This is a genomic window from Cobetia sp. D5 (assembly GCF_035666195.1).
GTDB lineage: Bacteria > Pseudomonadota > Gammaproteobacteria > Pseudomonadales > Halomonadaceae > Cobetia > Cobetia amphilecti.
The window spans coordinates 2,925,777-2,945,351 of record NZ_CP142020.1; the positions used below are offsets into that span (position 1 = coordinate 2,925,777).

Genomic DNA, 19,575 nt, shown 5'->3' on the forward strand with positions numbered 1-19,575 from the left:
CTCCCGCGCGAGAGGCAGCAGTCTTGAATCACTTCAGTCTTGAACCGCGACAGCCTTGAGCCACTTCGAGCCTGAATCAGCAGCGCAGTGGAGATACCACGCCTCCACTGCATTTCCATCAATGTCGACCACCACCTCATCTTCTCCAGCAACGGGACCCTGCCGCTCCAGATGTTCACCTCATTCTCGGTCACGATGACTGAACCCCTTCACCCTCGGGTAGCCTCTTCCTCATGACAAGCACAGTGAGATACGCCCGATGAAATGGTTCTCGCACAACCCTTACTTCACCTATCTGCACCGCCAGCGCCTGCATATCCTGCGCGTGACCGTCGCCCTGACGCTGTGCTTTTCCATCATCGAACTGTTCAGCCTGCCGCACAGCTCCTGGGCATTGGTCAGTACCGTGATGGTCATGGGCAACCTGCCCCACGTCGGCGGTGTCATCGACAAGGGCTGGCAACGTCTGGTCGGCACCCTGCTTGGCGGCCTGTGGGGCCTGATATTGATTCTGGTCGCCGAGCCTCTGCCCGGCGTGGTGCCCTTCTGGAGCATCGTCGGCATCGCCCTGGCGCTGAATGCCACCTTCAGCAATCGCTATGGCTACAGCTCGCTGCTGTTCTGCGTCACGCTGCTGATGGTGATCGGTGATGGCAATCATGATCTCGGCATCGGGCTGTGGCGTGTCTTCAATGTGGTGCTGGGCACCCTGATCAGCATCGTGGTCAGCATGGTGCTGCTGCCCCAGAAGGCGACGGACGTCTTCCGCTTTCTGCTGGCCGACAACCTCGACAAGCTGGCACGCCTCTACCACGGCCATACCAAGGCCGAGCGTGAGGGCGTCAATGAGGGGCTCGCGCTGGTGCGTGCCACCTCGGCACAGCTGGTCAAGCAGCGCGGACTGGTCGATGCCGTCGCTCAGGAAGGCCGCATCAATCGTGCCGACATCGAGGAAATCCTGTCCTTCGAGCGCCGCATGATCTCGACCATCGAACTGCTGCAGGAAACCCACTGGAACACCCGCGAGGGGCATGAATTCATCGAGGGGCTGGATGGCCTGCGCGATGCCCAGCATCGTCTGGCCCGCGCCCTGGGGACCCTGGCCTTTCAGGTGCGCACCGGCCAGAGCATCGAACTGACGGTGACGCCCTTCGACCTGCAACGCTATGCCGATGTCCGCAATGTCGAGAGCCGCAACGGCCGCGCGCTGTTCAGCCCGGCAGGCTACCTGTGGCTCAACCGCGAACTGGCACGCTTGACCGAAGCGCTGGGCGAGCGTCTTGCCTTGCTGGAGCGCCTGCCGAGCCAGCGCCTGCAACGCCGCCTGCCGGGCCATGGCCTGATCAGTGATGCACGCCGTCTGTTCCTGCCGGAAGATCCGACACCGGGCGATACGGCAGCCCCCACCAGGCGCGAGAACAGCGCTGGCAAGCAACACTCTTCGGTCAGCGAAGCACCGGCCAGCAAAGCGCCGGCGAGTGATGACAGCATCAGTGACAACAGCAGCGATGAGCCAGACCGCCACGACAGGCACCAGCCGGACTCGGCCGGCAATGAGACTGCCAGGAAAGACACATGAACTCAGTATCCGGAGTGACTCCCGCAAGCCAGCATGACGTGCTGATCGTCGGTGGCGGCGCGGCAGGTTTGACCCTGGCACTCAGCCTCGCCAATCGCCTGCCAGCCGGCCCGCGCACCCGCCGCGTCACGCTGTTGCGTCCGGCGCGTGAGGCACAGGGCGCCAGCCGCTGGGCGCAGGGCGGTATCGCGGCGGTGCTGGCGCCCGAGGACGATGTGGAATCCCATGTCGCCGACACCCTGATTGCCGGCGATGGCCTATGCAACGAACGTGCGGTGCGCTTCACCGTCGGTCACTCGCGGGAGGCCATCGAATGGTTGATCGCGCTTGGCGTGCCCTTCACCCCGGCCGACGCCGACGCCAGCTACCCCTTCCACCTCACCCGTGAAGGCGGGCATGGACGCCGCCGCATCATCCATGCCGCCGACGCCACCGGGCGAGCGCTGCTCGATACGCTCAGCGCCCACGTCGAAGCCCACCCGAACATCGAGATTCTCGAAGACCTGCTGGCCGTCGACATCGCGGTCAATGCGGGTCGCGCCAGCGGTCTGTGGGTGATGGATGGCACGGGCCAGCGCCAATGGCTGGCGGCCAATGACCTGGTACTGGCCACCGGCGGCGCCAGCGGCCTGTTCGCTCACGCCACCAGCCCGAGCGCCAGCGTCGGTGATGGCATGGCGATGGCGACCCGCGCCGGCGCCAGCCTGATGAACCTGGAGTTCCAGCAGTTTCATCCCACCTGCCTGTATGACCCCGATGGCACGCCCTTTTTGATCTCTGAGGCGGTGCGGGGCGAAGGGGGACTGCTGCTGCGTCCGGATGGACATCGCTTCATGGCCGATCATGATCCGCGTCTGGAGCTGGCGCCGCGTGATGTCGTGGCACGTGCCATTCTCGCCGAGATGCGCACGCACGGCCTCGAGCATGTCTGTCTGGATATCAGCGCGCTGGAGGCCGAGGCCATCGAGCATCACTTCCCGACCATCGCCGAGCACTGCCTGGCACGCGGGATCGATATTCGTCATGCACCGATTCCCGTCGTCCCTGCCGCCCACTACAGCTGCGGCGGCATCGCCACCGGGCTGGATGGCGCCAGCGACCTGCCCGGGCTGTGGGCCATCGGCGAAGTCGCCTGCACGGGCCTGCACGGCGCCAATCGCATGGCCAGCAACTCGCTGCTCGAGTGCCTGGTACAGGCGCGCGCCTGTGGTGAAGCGCTGGGGCAGCCGCGCCGCACCGACGAGCCACGCCTGATGAGCACGCTCGACTCGCTGATGCCGCAACACGCCGCCCTGCTCACACAGCTTGCCGACAATGGTCAGGTCTGGCGCTGCGTGATGCGCCTGAGCGCCGACGAGGCGCGCACGCGCCTGCAAAGCTTGCGCCAGCTGATGAGTCTGCAAGCGGGGATCGAGCGTAGCCAGCACGGCCTGAGGGAGGCGTTGAAGCAGATAGCGCAGTGGGTCTCGCTGGAGGCGGGGCAAACGACGGAGACCGAGCAGCACAGGCAAGCTTCAGCGCCGCGTGCAGGGCTCGATCATCTTGCGCTCTATCAGGCCCTGACGCTGGCACCGCTGCTGCTGCTGTGCGCCCATCAGCGCCATGAGTCACGTGGCCTGCACTTCATCCGCGACTTCCCGATGCCGGCGCCGCGTGCCCGCGATAGCGTCATTCGGCTCTCGGCCTTCGCTGCCGCGACCTGAGCAGCTCTTGAGAAGGCTCAGCGTGGGCGGGAGCCCTGGGCAGCGACGCGCCGCAGGGTCTCCAATGGCGGCGGCTGACGCGGCAAGCCATGCGGCAAGGGCGGCCACAGCAACCACAGCCGCAGCTGGTGAAGGTCTTCGCTGGAGGCGCTATCCGGCCACAGCCATACCCGCTGGGTTTTCAGGTACTGCTGGCCCGCGCCTTGCGCTCTCAAGCCCTGCAGCTCCATCCCCTGTGGCCCCACTCCCTGTGGCCCGAAGCCCTGCGGCGAGATCTCGAGCCCCAGCAGACGTGGTGAGCACCACAGACAGCGCACGTTGACGGGCTGCCAGCTGCGTGAGGCACCATCGGCCCACCACCAGCAGAGCTGCATCTCCGGATGACGATGGCGCGCCTCTGACGCAGGCGGGGTGTCGCTGGCTTCGGTCTCGGCTTCGCTCTCTGCTTCGGTCTTGGCTTCGGTCTTGGCTTCGGTCTTGGCTTCAGCCTCGTTCTCCGGCACTGGCGCCTGGCCACCGCTGGCAAGCGCCGCATCGGCGCAGAGACTGCCTCCAAGGGCCAGCCAGACTCGCGCCTCGGGGTCCTTGAGGCGCCGCCGAGCCTGGCGCCACCACGACACCAGCTCTACGGCCTGCAGCAGCCAGCCCAGCCCCAACACGCTCAGCAGCGCCATGACGCCATCCGGCAGCTGAGCGGGCCCCTCAAACGCACAATGCCCCGCCTCGAAAGGCAGGGCATTGCGTAGATATTGCCACTGACAGGTCCACCAGGTACTGACAACCAACTGGCCAGTCGTCAGCTCGGCAAGCCAGACCCACAAGGCGAGACTCGCCGCCAACAGCCCGACGCGCAGGCTGGCGTGGGTCGCGAACGCCTGTCTAGAGGCCCTTGAACTGATCGCGCTCGCCATTCTCGGCATTGGCGATCACCATGTTGATCAGGCGCTGGTACTCGGCATTGCCGCACGGGTCGCGCTTCATCAGCCACACGAAGAGATCCTGATCCTCTTCGGCCAGCAGCTGCACATAGAGCGCCTTGTCGTCTTCGCTCAAGGCGTCGAAACGCTGCTCCAGAAACGGCAGCAGCAGCAGATCGAGCTCCCACATGCCGCGACGCGAATGCCAATGAAGCCGCTTGCGAATCACATCTTCCATTGCCTGAACCTCAGTCGTCACATCAATGCGCGCAGTATACCCGAGGGGGGCGTCAGCGGCATCCGTTGACCCGTTGCTCGGGCAGGAATTGGCAATCCGTGCCGTGATCGGCAATGATGTCCCTAGTGCGTTGTTTTCTCAGGATTTGCCCATTATGCTGAGGAGATAACAATCACAAGGATGCGTGTGCCTGTCCGGTGACAAGAGGTCGCCCGGCTGCCGCATCACGAACGCCTTTCGCGAGAAAGGTGCAGGCATGGAGAGATCCGATGACCAAGTCCGAGCTGATCGAACAGATAGCCATGCGACAGCCTGAGTTGTCGCTCAAGGATGTAGAGGCCGCGGTTCGCATCATCCTCGATGATGTGACAGACGCCCTGGCCCACGGCGGTCGCGTCGAGATTCGCGGTTTCGGCAGCTTCTCGCTGCACTATCGTGAGCCACGACTGGGGCGCAACCCCAAGACCGGTGAGCCGGTGGACCTGGATGGCAAGTTCGTCCCCCACTTCAAGCCCGGCAAGGAGCTGCGCGAGCAGGTCGATGCCAGTCGCGCCCTGGGGTATTGACGACAGCGCGACCGATGACAGTGCTGAAGACGACGGCGCGGCTGACTGACAGCGCTGCCCGCAGAGCAAGACCCGGCGTGACGGGGCCGGCTGGCTCAGCGCCGGCCGACATCTGCTCAAGCCGTCATGCCAGAGACGACAGCCACCCACCTCACGGCGTCGCCGCCAAGACTCGCGCGATGGGCAGTGATACACTCGCTCCCAGATGATTCACGACTGCATTTCATGACAAGGAAACCGTTATGCGTTGGCTAAAAGGTCTCGTTCTGGCCGTGATCCTGCTGATCGTCCTGCTGGTCGGTATTCTCTTTGCCGTTCACAACCAGCAAGCCGTGCCCCTCGACCTCATCTGGGTAGAGCTGCCTGCTGCGTCCCTTTCCATGTGGCTGCTGTTCTCGCTGGCCGTCGGCGTCGTGCTTGGCATGGTTGCGATGACCGGCATGTACCTGCGCCTGCGCACGCTGTTGACCCGTGCCCAGCGTCGCAACCAGCAGCAACGCAAGGAACTGGACCAACTGCGCATCCAGGAGATCAAGGAAGTGGCATAAATGCCTGATCTGATATTGCTGGGATTGCTGATGGCGGCCATCGCCATCGGATTCTGGCTGGGGCGGCGTGATCGTCGCCCCGATGAACAAGCACCGGCTCCTGCCACCCTGTCCCGCGACTACTTCGTCGGCCTCAATCATCTGCTCAACGAGCAGCCTGATCGTGCCATCGAAACCTTCGTTCAGGCCCTGGAAGTCAACAGCGACACCGTCGATACCCACATCGCGCTGGGCAATCTCTATCGCAGTCGCGGCGAAGTCGATCGTGCCGTCAAGATTCACCAGAACCTGCTGGCCCGCCCTGCCCTGGATAGCGAACAGGGCGAGCGTGTCCAGCTGGAACTGGCCCGCGACTTCATGCGCAGCGGTGTCTATGACCGCGCCGAGAAGCTGCTGGAAACCCTCCTCAAGCAAGCGCAGCACGACAGCCATCGGCGTGCCGGCCGCCGCCTGTTGATCGACCTCCTCGAGCGGGAACGCGAATGGGAGGCCGCACTCGAAGTCGCCCACGCCATTCTGCGCCAGGAAGGCGGCATCCGCCGCGCGGCGGCCCACTGGCACTGCGAACTGGCCGCGCTGGATATCGCCGAAGGCAGCCAGGCGATGGCCCGCAAGCGCCTCAAGCAGGCGCTCTCCACCGATGAGAAATGCGTCCGCGCCAACTGGATGCTGGCCGAGATCGAATTCGATCATGCCAACTACAAGCAGTGCATCCGCCTGCTGCAGCGCATTCCACGTCAGGACACCGGCTTCACCCCCATCATCCTCGAGCCACTGGGCAATGCCTTTCGCATGCTGGATGACGAGAGCGGCCTGGTACGCCTGCTGCATCAGGAAGTCGAGCGCGCGCCCTACACCACGACAGTCATCAGCCTTGCGCAATTGATCGAGCGCCGCGAGGGCGTCGAGGCCGCTGCCAGCTTCGCCAGCGAGCAGCTGCATCGTCACCCCAGCCTGCGCGGCGTCGACTATCTGCTCGATCTCTACCTGCTGGATGCCGATGAGCGCGAGACCGAGCGTTTCAATCTGCTCAAGCGTCATACCCAGCAACTGATCCAGGCGCGTCCTCGCCATCGCTGTCATCGCTGCGGCTTCGAAGCCTCGATGCTGCTCTGGCAATGTCCGAAGTGCCGCCACTGGGGCACGGTCAAGCCGATCACCGGCCTGGAAGGCGAGTAACGGCGCCAGCTGGCACACAGATACCAGCAGCCAGACCACAGATACCATAACGAAAAGCCCCCTGCAGCTCGCTGCAGGGGGCTTTTTCATGCCGCTTTCATGACTTCCGGGCTTGGCGCTATCGAACTGACGCTAGCGAGCATATCAGCCCTGCTCGGCGGCACGCTCGCGCAGGCGCGGCGAGAGCAGCTCGCCCACGAGACAGGCTGCCAGGATGACGGCCACGAAATACGGCCAGTCGTCGAATGACAGCTCTGCGACGCCCAGGGCATCGACGAAGATCGCCAGGATGCAGACCGGGCTGACATAGCGAATCATGAACAGCCACAGACGATAGCCGGCGTCGCTCAGATTCAGCTCATCGCGCAGCATGCTGCTCTTGAAGACGAACCCGGCCAGCAGCGCCATGGCGATGCCACCGATCGGCATCATCCAGCGCGAGGTCAGGTAATCGAGCCAGTCGAAGAAGTGCTTGCCGGCCAGTGTCCAGTCCGCGCCGAGATTGAACGACAGCATCGCGAACATCGCCACCAGCCACAGCACGCTGCCGGCCAGCCACGAGGCCTTGGTGCGGCTCATGTTGCGGTTCTCGCTCAGCCAGGCGACGGTCGCCTCGATCATCGAGATGGCGGAGGTCAGGGCGGCGATCGAGAGCATGGCGAAGAACAGCACCCCGAACAGCTGTCCGAAGGGCATCTGATTGAAGGCCACCGGCAGACTCATGAAGATCAGCCCCGGCCCGGAGGACGGGTCCATGCCATTGGCGAAGATGATCGGGAAGATCGCCAGTCCCGCCATCAGCGCCACCAGGGTATCGGCGATCGCCACCGTGAAGGTGGTGCGGGCGATGGAAGTGCCCGACGGCAGGTAGGAGCCGTAGGTGAGGATGGCACCGGAGGCCAGCGACAGGGTAAAGAAGGCATGCCCCAGCGCGGCCAGCACCCCCTCGCTGCTCAAGCGCGTGACATCGAAATCGAACAGGAAGTGGAAGCCTGCCGAGAAGTTGCCCGAGGTCAGGGCATAGCCGATCATGATCAGCAGCATGATCACCATGCCCGGCATCATCCAGCGCACGCTCTTCTCGACGCCTTCCTGCACCCCGCGCCCGACGATCAGCATCGTCACCACCGTCACCAGCGTGGCCCAGCCACCCAGCGCCCAAGGGTTGGCGTTGCCGGCCTCGAAGATGGCGCCCAGCTCCGCGACGCTGTGTCCGGACAGCGCGCCACTGGCCATCTTCCACAGGTAACTGAACGACCACCCCGCCACCACGACATAGAACGACAGGATCATGAAGCCGGCCAGCATCGCGATCCAGCCGAAGACCTTCCACAACGGACTGGCCCCCGCTTCACGCGCCAGATTGGCAATCGCCTCGATGGGGCTGCCGCGCCCGCGCCGCCCGAAGGCGATCTCCGCCATCATCACGGGCACGCCCACGGCGAGAATGCAGGCCAGATACACCAGCACGAAGGCGCCACCGCCGTACTCACCGGTGATATAGGGAAACTTCCAGATATTGCCCAGTCCTACCGCGGAACCGGTAGCTGCAAGGATGAAGCCCCAGCGACTGAACCAGAGATTCTTGGGTTGCTGTCTTGCCGTCATGGAATACCTTACGAGTTATTGTTGTGAGCCAGTGGTGATCGACGCAACGCCTGGCCGCCTTGGGTGCTCACACAGATCATTTTACTGATATGAAGCAGGTTCGTCCGCGATTCCCATCGAAAATCACCACGATTCCCTCAGAATTCGTCTGCGAAAACGCCATCACCACACGACGGCAATCACTCTACATTAGATGCTTCAAATTGGTAACATTTGAAACGATACCTGCTTCCCAAGCCTGACAAGCAACCTCGCCTGAGACGCACCGCGCCGCAAAAGGACCCGACATCACCGCATCACTGGAGTAGGCTCATTCAAGAGACGCAGACCGGAACGCTCTGGCTAGAGAGGGCTGGGCCTGAGAGTGCCTGGCCAGAGAGCTTCTGGACAAAGAGCGTCTGGTCTCACCCAGCAGCGCAGACAAGGAGTCGTCATGCATCGTCAATTCGCGGTTATCGGACTGGGCTATTTCGGCAGCACCGTCGCGCGGGAGCTCAGGCGCCATGACCATGAAGTGCTCGGCGTGGATGCCGATGAGAAGCGCCTAAATGCCGTGGCAGACCTGCTCAACCAGGCCGTGATCGCGGACCCCACCGATGAACATGCCCTGCAGGAGCTGGGGCTTGAGCAGTACGACGCCGTCTTGATCGATCTGGCCGACTCGATGGAACAGAGCCTGATCTGCGCGCTGCTGGCCAAGGAGCTCGGCGCCAGGGAGCTGTGGGTCAAGGCCACCTCGGATGCACACCACAAGCTGCTCAGTCGTCTGGGTGTCGACCACATCGTGCATCCGGAGTACGACCTGGGCGTGCGCGTGGCGGAAAGCCTCGCCTACCATGCCATGGTCGACTTCATCCATCTCGGCGATCACCAGTTCGTGGTCGAGCTGGAGGTCAGTGCACGACTGGGCGATGACTGCCAGCAGCTCGATCAGCTGCCCATCGATGACGACATCAGCGTGATCGCGCTGCGCAAGGGCAAGACCCTCGATCGCCAACCCTCCGGCAGCACGCGACTGTCCGCCGGTGACCATCTGGTCCTGATCGGCGAGCTGAGCGCGCTGCGCAAGCTGGGAGCACATCTATGAGGCAGCGCTACCGGCGCTATCTCCGCCCCCTGACCCGCAGTCCACGCGGGCCCATCATCCATCTGTCGCCGCCGGAGATTCTGCTGAGCGGCTTTCTGGGCCTCGGCATGCTGGGCGCCTGCCTGCTGAAACTGCCCGGCATGCACCAGCAAGGGCTGAGCTGGCTGTCGGCGCTGTTCACCGCAACCTCTGCCGTCACGGTCACCGGACTCTCCGTCACTCCGCTCAGCGACTTCACCCTCGCGGGCCAGACCGTCGTAGTGATACTGATCCAGCTCGGTGGACTCGGCTTCATGACCATCGCCGCCCTGTCGCTGGTGATGCTGGGCCAGCGCCTGCCGATGCATCAGACCAGCCTGCTGCGCGAGGCGCTCAATCGCAGCAGCTCACGCGAGATAGGCCGCCTGCTCAAGATCATCACCGCCTTTGCGCTGACGCTCGAGCTGGCAGGCGCCTCCTTGCTGGCGTTGGACTGGGTGCCCGAGTACGGCTGGCAGGAGGGGCTCTGGCTGAGCCTCTTCCACTCGGTCTCGGCCTTCAACAATGCCGGTTTCACCCTGTGGCCGGACAGCCTGATGCGTGAGGCGGCCAACCCCCTGACCAGCGGCGTGATCGGCATTCTGTTCATGACCGGCGGCATCGGTTTTGCCGTCATGGGCGAGCTGCGCGAGCGGCGCCGCCAACATGGCTGGCGCGTATTGCTGCAGCCGTCACGCTTCTCGGTGCAGACACGCCTGGTGATCGAGGCCACCGTGGCGCTCAACCTGCTGAGTCTGGTGGTGATACTGGCGCTTGAATGGCGCAACCCCGGCACGCTGGGCGCCATGGCCAGTCATGGCGAACGCCTGCTCGCCGCTGCCTTCATGGCCATCACACCGCGCACCGCCGGGTTCAGCGTCATCGATTCCGCCGAGATGACACAAGCCTCGACCCTGTGGACCATGGCGCTGATGTTCATCGGCGGCGGCAGCGGCTCGACGGCCAGCGGCATCAAGTTGACCACCTTCGTGGTGCTGCTGCTGACCACGCGCGCCTTTCTGCGCAGCGAGCCCTCCCCCACCCTGCATGGCCGCCGCATCGGCGATGACACCGTCTTCAAGTCGATCGCCGTGGCACTGGCGGCGATGCTGCTGATCTTCAGCATGCTGTTCGGCCTGACCATCACCGACCCGGACCACGCCTTCCTGTCGCTGGCCTTCGAGACCGTCTCGGCCTTCGGCACCGTCGGCCTGAGCCACGGCCTGACGCCCGAGCTCTCGCCCGGCGGGCAATTGCTGATCATCGCGACCATGCTGCTGGGCCGCACCGGGCCACTCGCCCTCGGCTACCTGCTGGCGACCCGCAGCCGCCCCGGCATCAGCTATGCGCGTACCGAGCTTTCGATCGGCTGATGGCGCACAGCGATAACACAAGAAACGACGCCTCAGAACGACGCCTCAGAACGACGAAAGCCCCGACGCAGGGCGTCGGGGCTTTCGTGAGCATGGTCACCCGCTCAGGGAGCGGCGGGTGAGGTCAGGCAATGACCTCAGTGATCATCATCATGATCATCGTGGTCATCATGCTCTTCAAGACGCTGATGTGCGTGCGTCTCGCCGTCGTACTCATCCACTCGGGCCTTGAGCTTCTGACCTGGGCGGAATGTCACCACGCGACGCGCGGAGATCGGAATCTCCTCGCCTGTCTTGGGATTGCGCCCCGGACGCTCGCGCTTGTCACGTAGATCGAAGTTGCCGAAACCGGACAGCTTCACCTGTTCATTTTCCCGCAGGCAACCGCGAATCTCGTCGAAGAATACCTCTACCATCGACTTGGCTTCGCGCTTGGACATGCCGAGTTCTGCATGCAGATGCTCGGCAAGTTCCGCCTTGGTCAACGCTCCCATGTCCGCTCCCTCGTTCAAGTGGCGACTCATGCTCTCAGCGCCGCCCCGAAACGTGTGTGGCCATCGGTGACGATCGCATCGACTAACTGATTGATTTCCTCATCATTGAGCGTGCGCGAAGGATGCTGCCAGGTCAAGCCCAGGGCGAGCGACTTGTGACCATCGGCTACCCCCTGGCCCTGATAGACGTCAAACAGGCGCAGGTCCGTCAGCCATTCACCGGCTTGCGAGCGGATGGCGTCGAGCAGCGACTGCACGTGAACGCCCTCTTCGACCACGAAGGCCAGGTCGCGGCGCACTTCCGGATACTTGGAGAGCGGCGCGAAGCGCGGCAGACGGCCAGCGCAGGCAGCGGCCAGCGTGATCTCGAACACGAACACCTCGACCTTCAGGCCAAGCTCGGCGCGCGCCGCCGGGTGCAGGGCACCCATCCAGCCCGCCGGCTCGCCATTGAAGAACAGCTGAGCGCACTGGCCCGGGTGCAGTGCCGGATGCTCGGCGGCTTCGAAGCGCCAGGCATCCAGATTGCCGCCCAGTGCCAGCAGTGCCTCGACATCGCCCTTGAGATCGAAGAAGTCGACCTTGTCACGACCGCCATTCCAGCCTTCCGGCAGACGGGCACCGGTGATCAGGCCGCCGATCATCGGCGCCTGCTCGAGGGAGTCCAGCTCGCCGCGGAACACAAGCCCGGTCTCGAACAGGCGCACGCGCGACTGCTGACGATTGAGGTTGTGGCTCAGCGCCTTGACCAGCCCCGGCAGCAGCGAGCTGCGCATCACGGCCATGTCGCTGGAAATCGGGTTGGCCAGTGCCGGTGCCACCCCTTGCGGGTCCAGCGTCTTCTGCAGCTCAGGGGCGACGAAGCTGTAGCTGATCGCTTCCTGATAGCCCCGCGCCACCAGCTGACGACGCAGGGTGGTCAGCGGCTGGGTGGTCTCATTGGCCACGGCCGGCGCCAGACGCGCGTTCGGACGGCTGACCGGCAGATTGTTGTAGCCGTGGATGCGTGCCAGCTCTTCGATCAGATCAGCCTCGATGCTGACATCGAAACGCCAGCTCGGCACCGTCACCTGCCATTGGCTATCGCCATTCGCGGCGACCTGCATGCCTAGACGCTCGAGAATCTCGACGATCTCGTCATCCGGCAGCGCCATGCCCAGCGTGCGCTCGACACTGGCGCCGCTCAGGCTGATGACGGCGGCCTTGGGCAGCGCTGCGTCGCTTGCGACCTCGATGATCGGGCCCGGCTTGCCGCCGGTGATCTCGAGCAGCAGGGCTGTCGCGCGCTCGATGGCATCACGCTGCAGCTGGGCGTCCACACCACGCTCGAAACGATGCGAGCTGTCGGTGTGCAGGCCGTAGCTGCGCGCCTTGCCAGCGACGCTCAACGGTGCAAAGAAGGCCGACTCGAAGAAGATGTCGCGCGTCTCGGCGTTCACGCCACTGCCTTCGCCGCCCATCACGCCAGCGATGGCCAGCGGGCCCTTCTCGTCGGCGATGACCAGGGTGTCGTCACGCAGCGCGACTTCCTGACCGTCGAGCAGCGTCAGCGGCTCTTCAGCGGCTGCCATGCGCACCTCGATGCCGCCGTTCAAGCGTGCCAGATCGAAGGCGTGCATCGGCTGGCCGAGTTCGAGCAGCACGTAGTTGGTGACGTCGACGACGGGGTCGATGCTGCGGATGCCACTGCGACGCAGACGCTCCTCGAGCCACAGCGGCGAGGTCGCGGCGACATTGACGTCACGCACGACACGTCCCAGATAGCGCGGGCACGCCTCTGGCGCGCTGACGGTGACCGGGAAGGTATCGTCGATCTGGGCGGCGACCGGCTCGATGCCCGGCGCAGTGACGGCGAGACGGTTGAGCACGCCGACTTCACGCGCCAGACCCTTGACGCTCAGGCAGTCGCCGCGGTTCGGGGTCAGATCGACCTCGATGGCGTTGTCGTCAAGATTCAGGAAGTCACGTGCATCGCGGCCCACCGGCGCGTCCGCGGCCAGCACCATGATGCCGTCGGAGGCTTCGGCTTCCAGACCCAGCTCGGAGGCACCGCAGATCATGCCGCGGGATTCGACACCGCGCAGCTTGGCCTTGCGAATCTTGAAGTCGCCCGGCAGCTTGGCGCCGACCTGAGCGAAGAGCACCTTCTGGCCAGCGGCGACATTCGGCGCGCCACAGACGACCTGCACCAGTGCACCACTGCCATCATCCACCTGGCAGACATTGAGGCGATCAGCCTCCGGGTGCGGTTGCTTGTCCTTGACCTCGGCCACGACCACACCGGTGAACTCACCGGCGACCGGTTCGATACCATCGACTTCCAAACCGGCCATGGTGACCTGATCGGCAAGCTGCTGGGTGTTCAGTTCCGGCGACACCCACTCACGCAGCCACTGTTCGGAAAATTTCATCTTGCTGTCCTGTTCCGTAAGTTCACGCCCTCAAGGCGCGATACGTGAATGAGTGTCTAGCTGAACTGGCGAAGGAAACGCAGGTCGTTCTCGAAGAACAACCGCAGGTCGTTGACGCCGTAACGCAGCATCGCCAGACGCTCCGCGCCCATGCCGAAGGCGAAGCCGCGGAAGCGCTCGCTATCGATACCGGAGTGACGGAAGACTTCCGGGTGCACCATGCCGCACCCCATCACCTCGAGCCAGCCGGTGTGGGAGCAGACACGACAGCCGTCACCGGCACACATCACGCACTGGATATCGACTTCAGCGGACGGTTCGGTGAACGGGAAGTAGGACGGACGGAAGCGCACTTCCAGGTCATCACGCTCGAAGAAGGCATGCAGGAACTCTTCGACGGTGCCCTTGAGGTCGGCGAAGCTGACATTCTCGTCGACCAGCAGACCCTCGACCTGGTGGAACATCGGGGTATGGGTCAGATCGGAGTCGCAGCGATAGACGCGGCCCGGGCAGACGATGCGCAGCGGCGGCTCACTGGCCTTCATGCTGCGTACCTGCACCGGTGAGGTGTGAGTGCGCAGAAGACGCGTGGCATCGAAATAGAAGGTGTCATGCATCGCGCGCGCCGGGTGATGCGACGGGATGTTCAGCGCTTCGAAGTTGTGATGGTCATCTTCGATTTCCGGCCCTTCAGCGACACCGTAACCGATGTGCGAGAAGAAGCTTTCGATACGCTCAAGCGTGCGGGTGACCGGGTGCAGGCCGCCTACCGGCTCACCACGGCCCGGCAGGGTCACATCGACGCGCTCGGCGGCAAGACGCGCATTGAGCGCCGCCGTTTCCAGCGTATTGCGACGTGCATCCAACTCGCCACTCAGCAGCTGCTTGGCTTCGTTGATGGTCTCACCGGCCTTGGGACGCTCTTCGGGGGACAGCTTGCCGAGGCCCTTGAGCAGTGCGGTGATCTCGCCCTTCTTGCCGAGAAAACGTACCCGTACCTCGTCGAGGGTCTGGACGTCTTCGGCCGCCTGGATCGCGGTGCGTGCTTCGTCCACCAGGGTGGAAAGATGTTCCATCCGTTCAGCTCCGATCGCTTGAGTCACTGGCGCGGCAATGTCCGCCACCAATGGAAGTCGCGCCGACCCGAAGGTCGGCAGGGAGAGCGCTCCGCCTGCGGTGAGTCACACAGACGATCGCGCCCTTGCCAGAGACCGGCCCACAACGCGGCCAATCCCGTTCATGTCGCTGCTGACCCACCGCCGGTTCTCTGAAGGCAGGCCAAACAAAAACAGGGGAAGAGCGGCTGCTCTTCCCCTGTGACGTAACACGTCATCTCGATACCGCCTGAGTTGTCCAATGCAAGCATTCGACAGTCACGGCCCGATTCGCCACCTGAGCGGCTCGCCGGGACTGGGCGACATCTGATCCGGTCACTTACTGAGCAGCCTTGGCCTTCTCGACGATGGCAGCAAAGGCAGCTTTTTCGTGAACCGCGATATCGGCGAGGACCTTGCGGTCGATCTCGATATTGGCCTTCTTCAGGCCAGCGATGAAGCGGCTGTAGGACATGCCATTGATGCGGGCCGCAGCGTTGATACGCGCGATCCACAGGGCACGGAACTGACGCTTGCGGACACGACGGTCACGGTAAGCGTACTGGCCGGCCTTGATGACAGCCTGCTTGGCTACGCGGAAGACGCGTGAACGCGCTCCGTAGTAACCCTTGGCCTGCTTCATGATCTTCTTGTGACGGCGACGTGCGACGACGCCACGCTTGACGCGGGACATAGCGTACTCCTGATATTAAGAAAGTTGGACCGAGGTAAGGACGGCTTACAGGTTCGGCAGCATGCGCTGGATCAGCGCCTTGTCTGCAGCGTGAACCTGCTTCATGCCACGCAGCTGACGCTTACGCTTGGTCGACTTCTTGGTCAGGATGTGGCTACGGAAGGACTGCTTGTGCTTGAAGCCGTTGGCAGTCTTCTTGAAGCGCTTGGCAGCGCCGCGGTTAGTCTTGATCTTCGGCATGAGTATTAACTCCGCTCGGTTTCTTGAGAAAATCCAGGGCCGACAAAAAGAGCCACGCCCGCAGGCGTGACCCTGATGTGTCCGTTTTACTGCCTATGGATCACTTCTTTTTCGGCGCGAGAATCATGATCATCTGACGGCCTTCCATTTTCGGGAAGGACTCGACGGTCACGAGCTCCGAGAGATCGCCGGCGATCCGTTCCATCAGCTTGCGGCCGATGTCCTGGTGCGCCATTTCGCGACCACGGAAGCGCAAGGTTACCTTACCCTTGTCTCCGCCTTCGATGAAGCGAGTCAGGTTGCGTAGCTTGACCTGATAATCGCCTTCATCGGTACCAGGACGGAATTTGACTTCCTTGACCTGGATCTGTTTCTGCTTCTTCTTCTGCAGATTCTTCTGTTTCTTCTCGTCGAAAAGAAACTTGCCGTAATCCATGATCTTGCAGACGATGGGGTCGGCATTGGAAATCTGGACGAGGTCGAGCCCTGCCTCTTCGGCCTTGACAAGCGCATCTTTGGTTGACACTACGCCAACCTGCTCGCCATCTGCGTCGATGAGGCGGACTTCGTCCGCACGAATACGGTCATTGATGGGAGCCCGCTTTTCCTGGGGGCGTCCGCGCTGATTATTCCGCTTGATCGTTGCGTCTCCGTTTGGCTGAAATTCGTTACTGTCAGACCTGTTCTTCCTTCAGGCGTTCCATGAATTCTGAAACTTTCATGGTGCCGAGGTCTTCACCGGAACGGGTTCTGACAGCTACTGCATCAGCTTCCACTTCCTTGTCGCCAACGACGATGAGGTAAGGAACCTTCTGCAGAGTATGCTCACGGATTTTAAAGCCGATCTTCTCGTTCCTCAAGTCTGCTTTGACACGGATGTCATGTTTCTCGAGGCGGGAGACCAGATCCTTGGCATATTCTGCCTGGGAATCCGTGATATTCATTACGACAACCTGCTCCGGGGCGAGCCAGAATGGCATCGCGCCTGCGTGGTGCTCGATCAGGATGCCGAGGAAGCGCTCGAAGGAGCCGAGAATCGCGCGGTGCAACATGACCGGCATGCGACGCTCTCCACTTTCATCGACAAACTGGGCACTGAGACGCTCAGGCAGATTGAAGTCGAGCTGTAGAGTACCACACTGCCAGACACGATTCAGACAATCTCGCAGAGAGAATTCAATCTTTGGTCCATAGAAGGCACCCTCACCCGGCTGCAGCTCCCACGGCAGGCCAGTCGCATCCAGTGCTGCCTGCAGGCCGGCTTCGGCCTTGTCCCACGCTTCCGGCTCACCGATGAAGGATTCCGGACGGGTGGAGAGCTTCAGTTCGACGTCTTCGAAACCGAACTGACGGTAGACTTCCAGCGTCAGACGGATGAAGTCCTCGGCCTCGGACTCGACCTGATTCTCGGTACAGAAGATGTGGGCGTCATCCTGGGTGAAGCCACGCACGCGCATCAGACCATGCAGAGAGCCGGACGGCTCGTTGCGGTGGCAGGAGCCGAACTCGGCCAGACGCAGCGGCAGGTCACGGTAGCTCTTCAGGCCCTGGTTGAAGACCTGGACGTGACATGGGCAGTTCATCGGCTTGACCGCGTACTCACGCTTCTCTGACTCGGTGGTGAACATCAGCTCGTTGTAATGTCCCCAGTGCCCGGACTTCTTCCACAGCGAAAGATCGACCACCTGCGGCGTCTTGATCTCCTGGTAGCCATTGGCACGCTGGATACGACGCATGTACTGCTCGAGCACCTGGTACATGGTCCAGCCATTCGGGTGCCAGAACACCATGCCCGGCGCTTCTTCCTGCATATGGAAGAGGTCCAGCTTCTTGGCCAGCTTGCGGTGATCGCGCTTCTCGGCTTCCTCGAGACGCTTGAGGTAGGCCTTGAGCTGCTTCTTGTCCGGCCAGGCGGTGCCATAGATGCGAGTCAGCATCGGCTTGGTGGAATCACCACGCCAGTAGGCACCGGCCAGCTTGAGCAGCTGGAAGTGCTTGAGGTGACGGGTATTCGGCACGTGCGGGCCGCGGCACATGTCGGTGTATTCTTCGTGATGGTAAAGGCGGATGGTGTCGCCTTCGCCGATGCCCTCGATGATCTCCTGCTTGTACGGCTCATCGCGCTTCTCGAAAGCGGCCATGGCCTGGTCATGCGAGACATACTCACGCACCACATCGTACTCGCTGTCGATCAGCTGCTTCATGCGCTTCTCGATGGTCTCGAGATCTTCCGGGGTGACCGAGCGGCCAAAGTCGATGTCGTAATAGAAACCGTCATCGATGACCGGGCCGATGGCCATCTTGGCCTCCGGGTAGAGCTGCTTGACGGCATGACCGATCAGGTGCGCGCAGGAGTGACGAATCACGTCCAGGCCTTCCGCATCACGCGCCGTGAGAATGGCGACGTTGGCGTCTTCGGTGATCATGTCAGCGGCATCGACCTCGACGCCATTGATCTTGCCGGCCACGCAGGCCTTGGCAAGACCGGGACCGATGGACTCGGCCAGCTGCATCACGGAAATCGGGGTATCGAAGGTACGCTGGCTGCCGTCAGGCAGAGTAACGATAGGCATGAAGAATTCCTTGCGTTCAGTGGTGGCCCTTACCAAGGGTCACGTGAAGCGAATTTGGCCGAACGCGGGGCGTCGGCTCGAAATGGGGGCAATGACGATCACGCCCCTCACGCTACTGACCCCGGCCTACAATGCCTGGGGCGCCGCCCACTGCCCCATGATGATCGAGCGACCAGGCAGGGTGTGGACACATAACGCGGGAACATGAACGAGGCAAGACCTTAGCAGCCCGTTCAAAAGTCGTAAAGATACGCTTGAGCCACTGAAGACCATGCACGACACGAACGCAGACGGGGCGCCCTGAGGCGCCCCGTCTGATTCAGCTTACCGCGTTCGGCTTACTTGACTTCAGCAAGCTCGACACGACGGTTTTCGGCACGGCCTGCAGCAGTATCGTTGCTGGCGACCGGCTGCTCTTCACCGTAACCCACAGTCTGGATACGGTTGGCGCCAACACCTTCGGAAGCCAGGTAGGCCTTCACGGAGTCAGCACGCTTCTGGGACAGCTGCTTGTTGTAGGAGTCAGAACCCACGGAGTCAGTGTGACCTTCGACGCGAACGCGGACGTTCTCGTTGGAGACCAGCTTGGCCGCCACACCGTTCAGCACTTTCTCGGCGTTGGCAGTCAGCTTGGCGGAGTCGAACTCGAAGTTCACGTCACGCAGGACGAGGTCAGCGACACAGCCCAGGGCATTGACCTTGGCGCCGGCCGGGGTGTTCGGGCACTGGTCCTGGTAGTCCGGCACGCCGTCACCGTCGGAATCGAGCGGGCAGCCTTTCGCGTCAACAGTGACGCCGGCCGGAGTACCCGGGCACTGGTCCTTGTAGTCAGCAACGCCGTCACCGTCGGTGTCCAGCGGGCAGCCTTTCGCATCAACAGCGACGCCTGCCGGAGTCCCCGGGCATTCGTCACGGTCGTTCGGCACGCCGTCGCCATCGTCGTCCATGGACTTCGGAGCATCGTCAGCACACAGCAGTGCGCCAGCGGTCGCGCCGCCGACAGCACCCAGAGAAGCGCCGGTGTCTTCGTCGCTGTCGCCAGAGACGCCGTAACCAATCCCGCCACCGATCAGGCCACCGGCCAGACCGCAGACGAACGGCTGGCTGTACCAGGGCTTCTCAGCAGATGAAGACTGGGAAGCAGAGCTTGCGCAGCCAGACAGGCCAACAACCAATGCAGAACCCAGAACCAGGCCAGTCGTAGATCTTTTCATGTAAGACTCCTTCTTAACACAGCGCAATATGTAACGAGG

The 19,575-nt window shown here is 62.8% G+C and carries 18 protein-coding genes; 7 read left to right on the forward strand and 11 right to left on the reverse strand.

Annotation, left to right across the window (positions count from 1 at the left end; translation table 11 throughout):
• The first annotated feature begins 259 nt into the window (after positions 1-259).
• Together U0O11_RS12195 and nadB are read left to right on the forward strand one after the other, a co-directional pair.
• A complete protein-coding gene (locus tag U0O11_RS12195) occupies positions 260-1,579 on the forward strand; it encodes an FUSC family protein (RefSeq protein WP_324690302.1) in 1,320 nt (439 codons plus the stop codon).
• The gene (gene nadB / locus U0O11_RS12200; protein ID WP_324690303.1) at positions 1,576-3,282 is read left to right on the forward strand and encodes an L-aspartate oxidase; all 1,707 of its coding nucleotides are present in this window, start codon (positions 1,576-1,578) and stop codon (positions 3,280-3,282) included. The genes U0O11_RS12195 and nadB overlap by 4 nt, the downstream gene beginning before the upstream one ends.
• Before the next feature lie 17 nt (positions 3,283-3,299).
• Here the strand turns inward: nadB and U0O11_RS12205 are convergent, their stop codons facing one another.
• Together U0O11_RS12205 and U0O11_RS12210 are read right to left on the reverse strand one after the other, a co-directional pair.
• Positions 3,300-4,202 carry a hypothetical protein gene (locus U0O11_RS12205; RefSeq protein ID WP_324690305.1) on the reverse strand — a complete coding sequence of 301 codons (903 nt, stop codon included), beginning with the start codon at positions 4,200-4,202 and terminating at the stop codon, positions 3,300-3,302.
• On the reverse strand, positions 4,162-4,437 hold the full coding sequence (locus tag U0O11_RS12210) for an FAD assembly factor SdhE (RefSeq protein ID WP_043335628.1): 276 nt from the start codon (positions 4,435-4,437) through the stop codon (positions 4,162-4,164). The genes U0O11_RS12205 and U0O11_RS12210 overlap by 41 nt, the downstream gene beginning before the upstream one ends.
• 269 nt (positions 4,438-4,706) lie before the next feature.
• Between U0O11_RS12210 and U0O11_RS12215 the strand changes: the two genes are divergently transcribed.
• From U0O11_RS12215 to lapB, 3 genes are all read left to right on the forward strand, one after another.
• Positions 4,707-5,003, forward strand: coding sequence for an integration host factor subunit beta (locus U0O11_RS12215; protein WP_043335630.1), 297 nt, complete (start codon positions 4,707-4,709; stop codon positions 5,001-5,003).
• A gap of 242 nt (positions 5,004-5,245) precedes the next feature.
• Positions 5,246-5,551 carry a lipopolysaccharide assembly protein LapA domain-containing protein gene (locus U0O11_RS12220; RefSeq protein ID WP_054555462.1) on the forward strand — a complete coding sequence of 102 codons (306 nt, stop codon included), beginning with the start codon at positions 5,246-5,248 and terminating at the stop codon, positions 5,549-5,551.
• Complete coding sequence (lapB, locus tag U0O11_RS12225; protein ID WP_043335632.1) at positions 5,552-6,730, forward strand: lipopolysaccharide assembly protein LapB; 1,179 nt, start codon at positions 5,552-5,554, stop codon at positions 6,728-6,730.
• 144 nt (positions 6,731-6,874) lie between these two features.
• On the opposite strand, the gene U0O11_RS12230 is transcribed toward lapB, so the two are convergent.
• On the reverse strand, positions 6,875-8,338 hold the full coding sequence (locus U0O11_RS12230) for a sodium-dependent transporter (RefSeq protein ID WP_324690310.1): 1,464 nt from the start codon (positions 8,336-8,338) through the stop codon (positions 6,875-6,877).
• Positions 8,339-8,771: 433 nt separating this feature from the next.
• Between U0O11_RS12230 and U0O11_RS12235 the strand changes: the two genes are divergently transcribed.
• Together U0O11_RS12235 and U0O11_RS12240 are read left to right on the forward strand one after the other, a co-directional pair.
• The gene (locus U0O11_RS12235; RefSeq protein ID WP_107336302.1) at positions 8,772-9,425 is read left to right on the forward strand and encodes a potassium channel family protein; all 654 of its coding nucleotides are present in this window, start codon (positions 8,772-8,774) and stop codon (positions 9,423-9,425) included.
• Positions 9,422-10,816, forward strand: a complete 1,395-nt coding sequence (locus tag U0O11_RS12240; RefSeq protein ID WP_324690312.1) for a TrkH family potassium uptake protein — start codon at positions 9,422-9,424, stop codon at positions 10,814-10,816. The genes U0O11_RS12235 and U0O11_RS12240 overlap by 4 nt, the downstream gene beginning before the upstream one ends.
• A gap of 137 nt (positions 10,817-10,953) precedes the next feature.
• Here the strand turns inward: U0O11_RS12240 and ihfA are convergent, their stop codons facing one another.
• From ihfA to U0O11_RS12280, 8 genes are all read right to left on the reverse strand, one after another.
• The gene (gene ihfA, locus U0O11_RS12245) at positions 10,954-11,310 is read right to left on the reverse strand and encodes an integration host factor subunit alpha (RefSeq protein WP_107336300.1); all 357 of its coding nucleotides are present in this window, start codon (positions 11,308-11,310) and stop codon (positions 10,954-10,956) included.
• 26 nt (positions 11,311-11,336) lie between these two features.
• Positions 11,337-13,721: a phenylalanine--tRNA ligase subunit beta gene (gene pheT / locus U0O11_RS12250; RefSeq protein WP_324690314.1), complete on the reverse strand. Its 2,385-nt coding sequence runs from the start codon at positions 13,719-13,721 to the stop codon at positions 11,337-11,339.
• A 56-nt stretch (positions 13,722-13,777) separates the two neighbouring features.
• The gene (pheS, locus tag U0O11_RS12255) at positions 13,778-14,797 is read right to left on the reverse strand and encodes a phenylalanine--tRNA ligase subunit alpha (RefSeq protein ID WP_166018712.1); all 1,020 of its coding nucleotides are present in this window, start codon (positions 14,795-14,797) and stop codon (positions 13,778-13,780) included.
• 358 nt (positions 14,798-15,155) lie between these two features.
• Positions 15,156-15,509 (reverse strand): 50S ribosomal protein L20, encoded by a 354-nt coding sequence (gene rplT, locus U0O11_RS12260; protein WP_043335644.1) that lies wholly within the window; start codon positions 15,507-15,509, stop codon positions 15,156-15,158.
• Between the two features lie 45 nt (positions 15,510-15,554).
• Positions 15,555-15,749 carry a 50S ribosomal protein L35 gene (gene rpmI, locus U0O11_RS12265; RefSeq protein WP_043335648.1) on the reverse strand — a complete coding sequence of 65 codons (195 nt, stop codon included), beginning with the start codon at positions 15,747-15,749 and terminating at the stop codon, positions 15,555-15,557.
• A gap of 100 nt (positions 15,750-15,849) precedes the next feature.
• Positions 15,850-16,389, reverse strand: coding sequence for a translation initiation factor IF-3 (infC, locus tag U0O11_RS12270; RefSeq protein ID WP_082388253.1), 540 nt, complete (start codon positions 16,387-16,389; stop codon positions 15,850-15,852).
• 34 nt (positions 16,390-16,423) lie between these two features.
• A complete protein-coding gene (gene thrS, locus U0O11_RS12275; RefSeq protein WP_324690319.1) occupies positions 16,424-18,322 on the reverse strand; it encodes a threonine--tRNA ligase in 1,899 nt (632 codons plus the stop codon).
• A 338-nt stretch (positions 18,323-18,660) separates the two neighbouring features.
• Positions 18,661-19,536, reverse strand: a complete 876-nt coding sequence (locus U0O11_RS12280; protein ID WP_043335655.1) for an OmpA family protein — start codon at positions 19,534-19,536, stop codon at positions 18,661-18,663.
• Positions 19,537-19,575 lie beyond the last annotated feature (39 nt).

What these genes read in the sequence shown, in the direction of transcription:
- ihfA (WP_107336300.1), bottom strand. Translation starts at nt 11,310, where the DNA reads ATGGGAGCGTTGACCAAGGCGGAACTTGCCGAGCATCTGCATGCAGAA.
- U0O11_RS12220 (WP_054555462.1), top strand. Translation starts at nt 5,246, where the DNA reads ATGCGTTGGCTAAAAGGTCTCGTTCTGGCCGTGATCCTGCTGATCGTC.
- nadB (WP_324690303.1), top strand. Translation starts at nt 1,576, where the DNA reads ATGAACTCAGTATCCGGAGTGACTCCCGCAAGCCAGCATGACGTGCTG.
- pheT (WP_324690314.1), bottom strand. Translation starts at nt 13,721, where the DNA reads ATGAAATTTTCCGAACAGTGGCTGCGTGAGTGGGTGTCGCCGGAACTG.
- rpmI (WP_043335648.1), bottom strand. Translation starts at nt 15,749, where the DNA reads ATGCCGAAGATCAAGACTAACCGCGGCGCTGCCAAGCGCTTCAAGAAG.
- U0O11_RS12235 (WP_107336302.1), top strand. Translation starts at nt 8,772, where the DNA reads ATGCATCGTCAATTCGCGGTTATCGGACTGGGCTATTTCGGCAGCACC.
- U0O11_RS12215 (WP_043335630.1), top strand. Translation starts at nt 4,707, where the DNA reads ATGACCAAGTCCGAGCTGATCGAACAGATAGCCATGCGACAGCCTGAG.
- U0O11_RS12280 (WP_043335655.1), bottom strand. Translation starts at nt 19,536, where the DNA reads ATGAAAAGATCTACGACTGGCCTGGTTCTGGGTTCTGCATTGGTTGTT.
- U0O11_RS12205 (WP_324690305.1), bottom strand. Translation starts at nt 4,202, where the DNA reads ATGCCGAGAATGGCGAGCGCGATCAGTTCAAGGGCCTCTAGACAGGCG.
- pheS (WP_166018712.1), bottom strand. Translation starts at nt 14,797, where the DNA reads ATGGAACATCTTTCCACCCTGGTGGACGAAGCACGCACCGCGATCCAG.
- thrS (WP_324690319.1), bottom strand. Translation starts at nt 18,322, where the DNA reads ATGCCTATCGTTACTCTGCCTGACGGCAGCCAGCGTACCTTCGATACC.
- lapB (WP_043335632.1), top strand. Translation starts at nt 5,552, where the DNA reads ATGCCTGATCTGATATTGCTGGGATTGCTGATGGCGGCCATCGCCATC.
- U0O11_RS12230 (WP_324690310.1), bottom strand. Translation starts at nt 8,338, where the DNA reads ATGACGGCAAGACAGCAACCCAAGAATCTCTGGTTCAGTCGCTGGGGC.
- rplT (WP_043335644.1), bottom strand. Translation starts at nt 15,509, where the DNA reads ATGTCCCGCGTCAAGCGTGGCGTCGTCGCACGTCGCCGTCACAAGAAG.
- U0O11_RS12240 (WP_324690312.1), top strand. Translation starts at nt 9,422, where the DNA reads ATGAGGCAGCGCTACCGGCGCTATCTCCGCCCCCTGACCCGCAGTCCA.
- U0O11_RS12195 (WP_324690302.1), top strand. Translation starts at nt 260, where the DNA reads ATGAAATGGTTCTCGCACAACCCTTACTTCACCTATCTGCACCGCCAG.
- U0O11_RS12210 (WP_043335628.1), bottom strand. Translation starts at nt 4,437, where the DNA reads ATGGAAGATGTGATTCGCAAGCGGCTTCATTGGCATTCGCGTCGCGGC.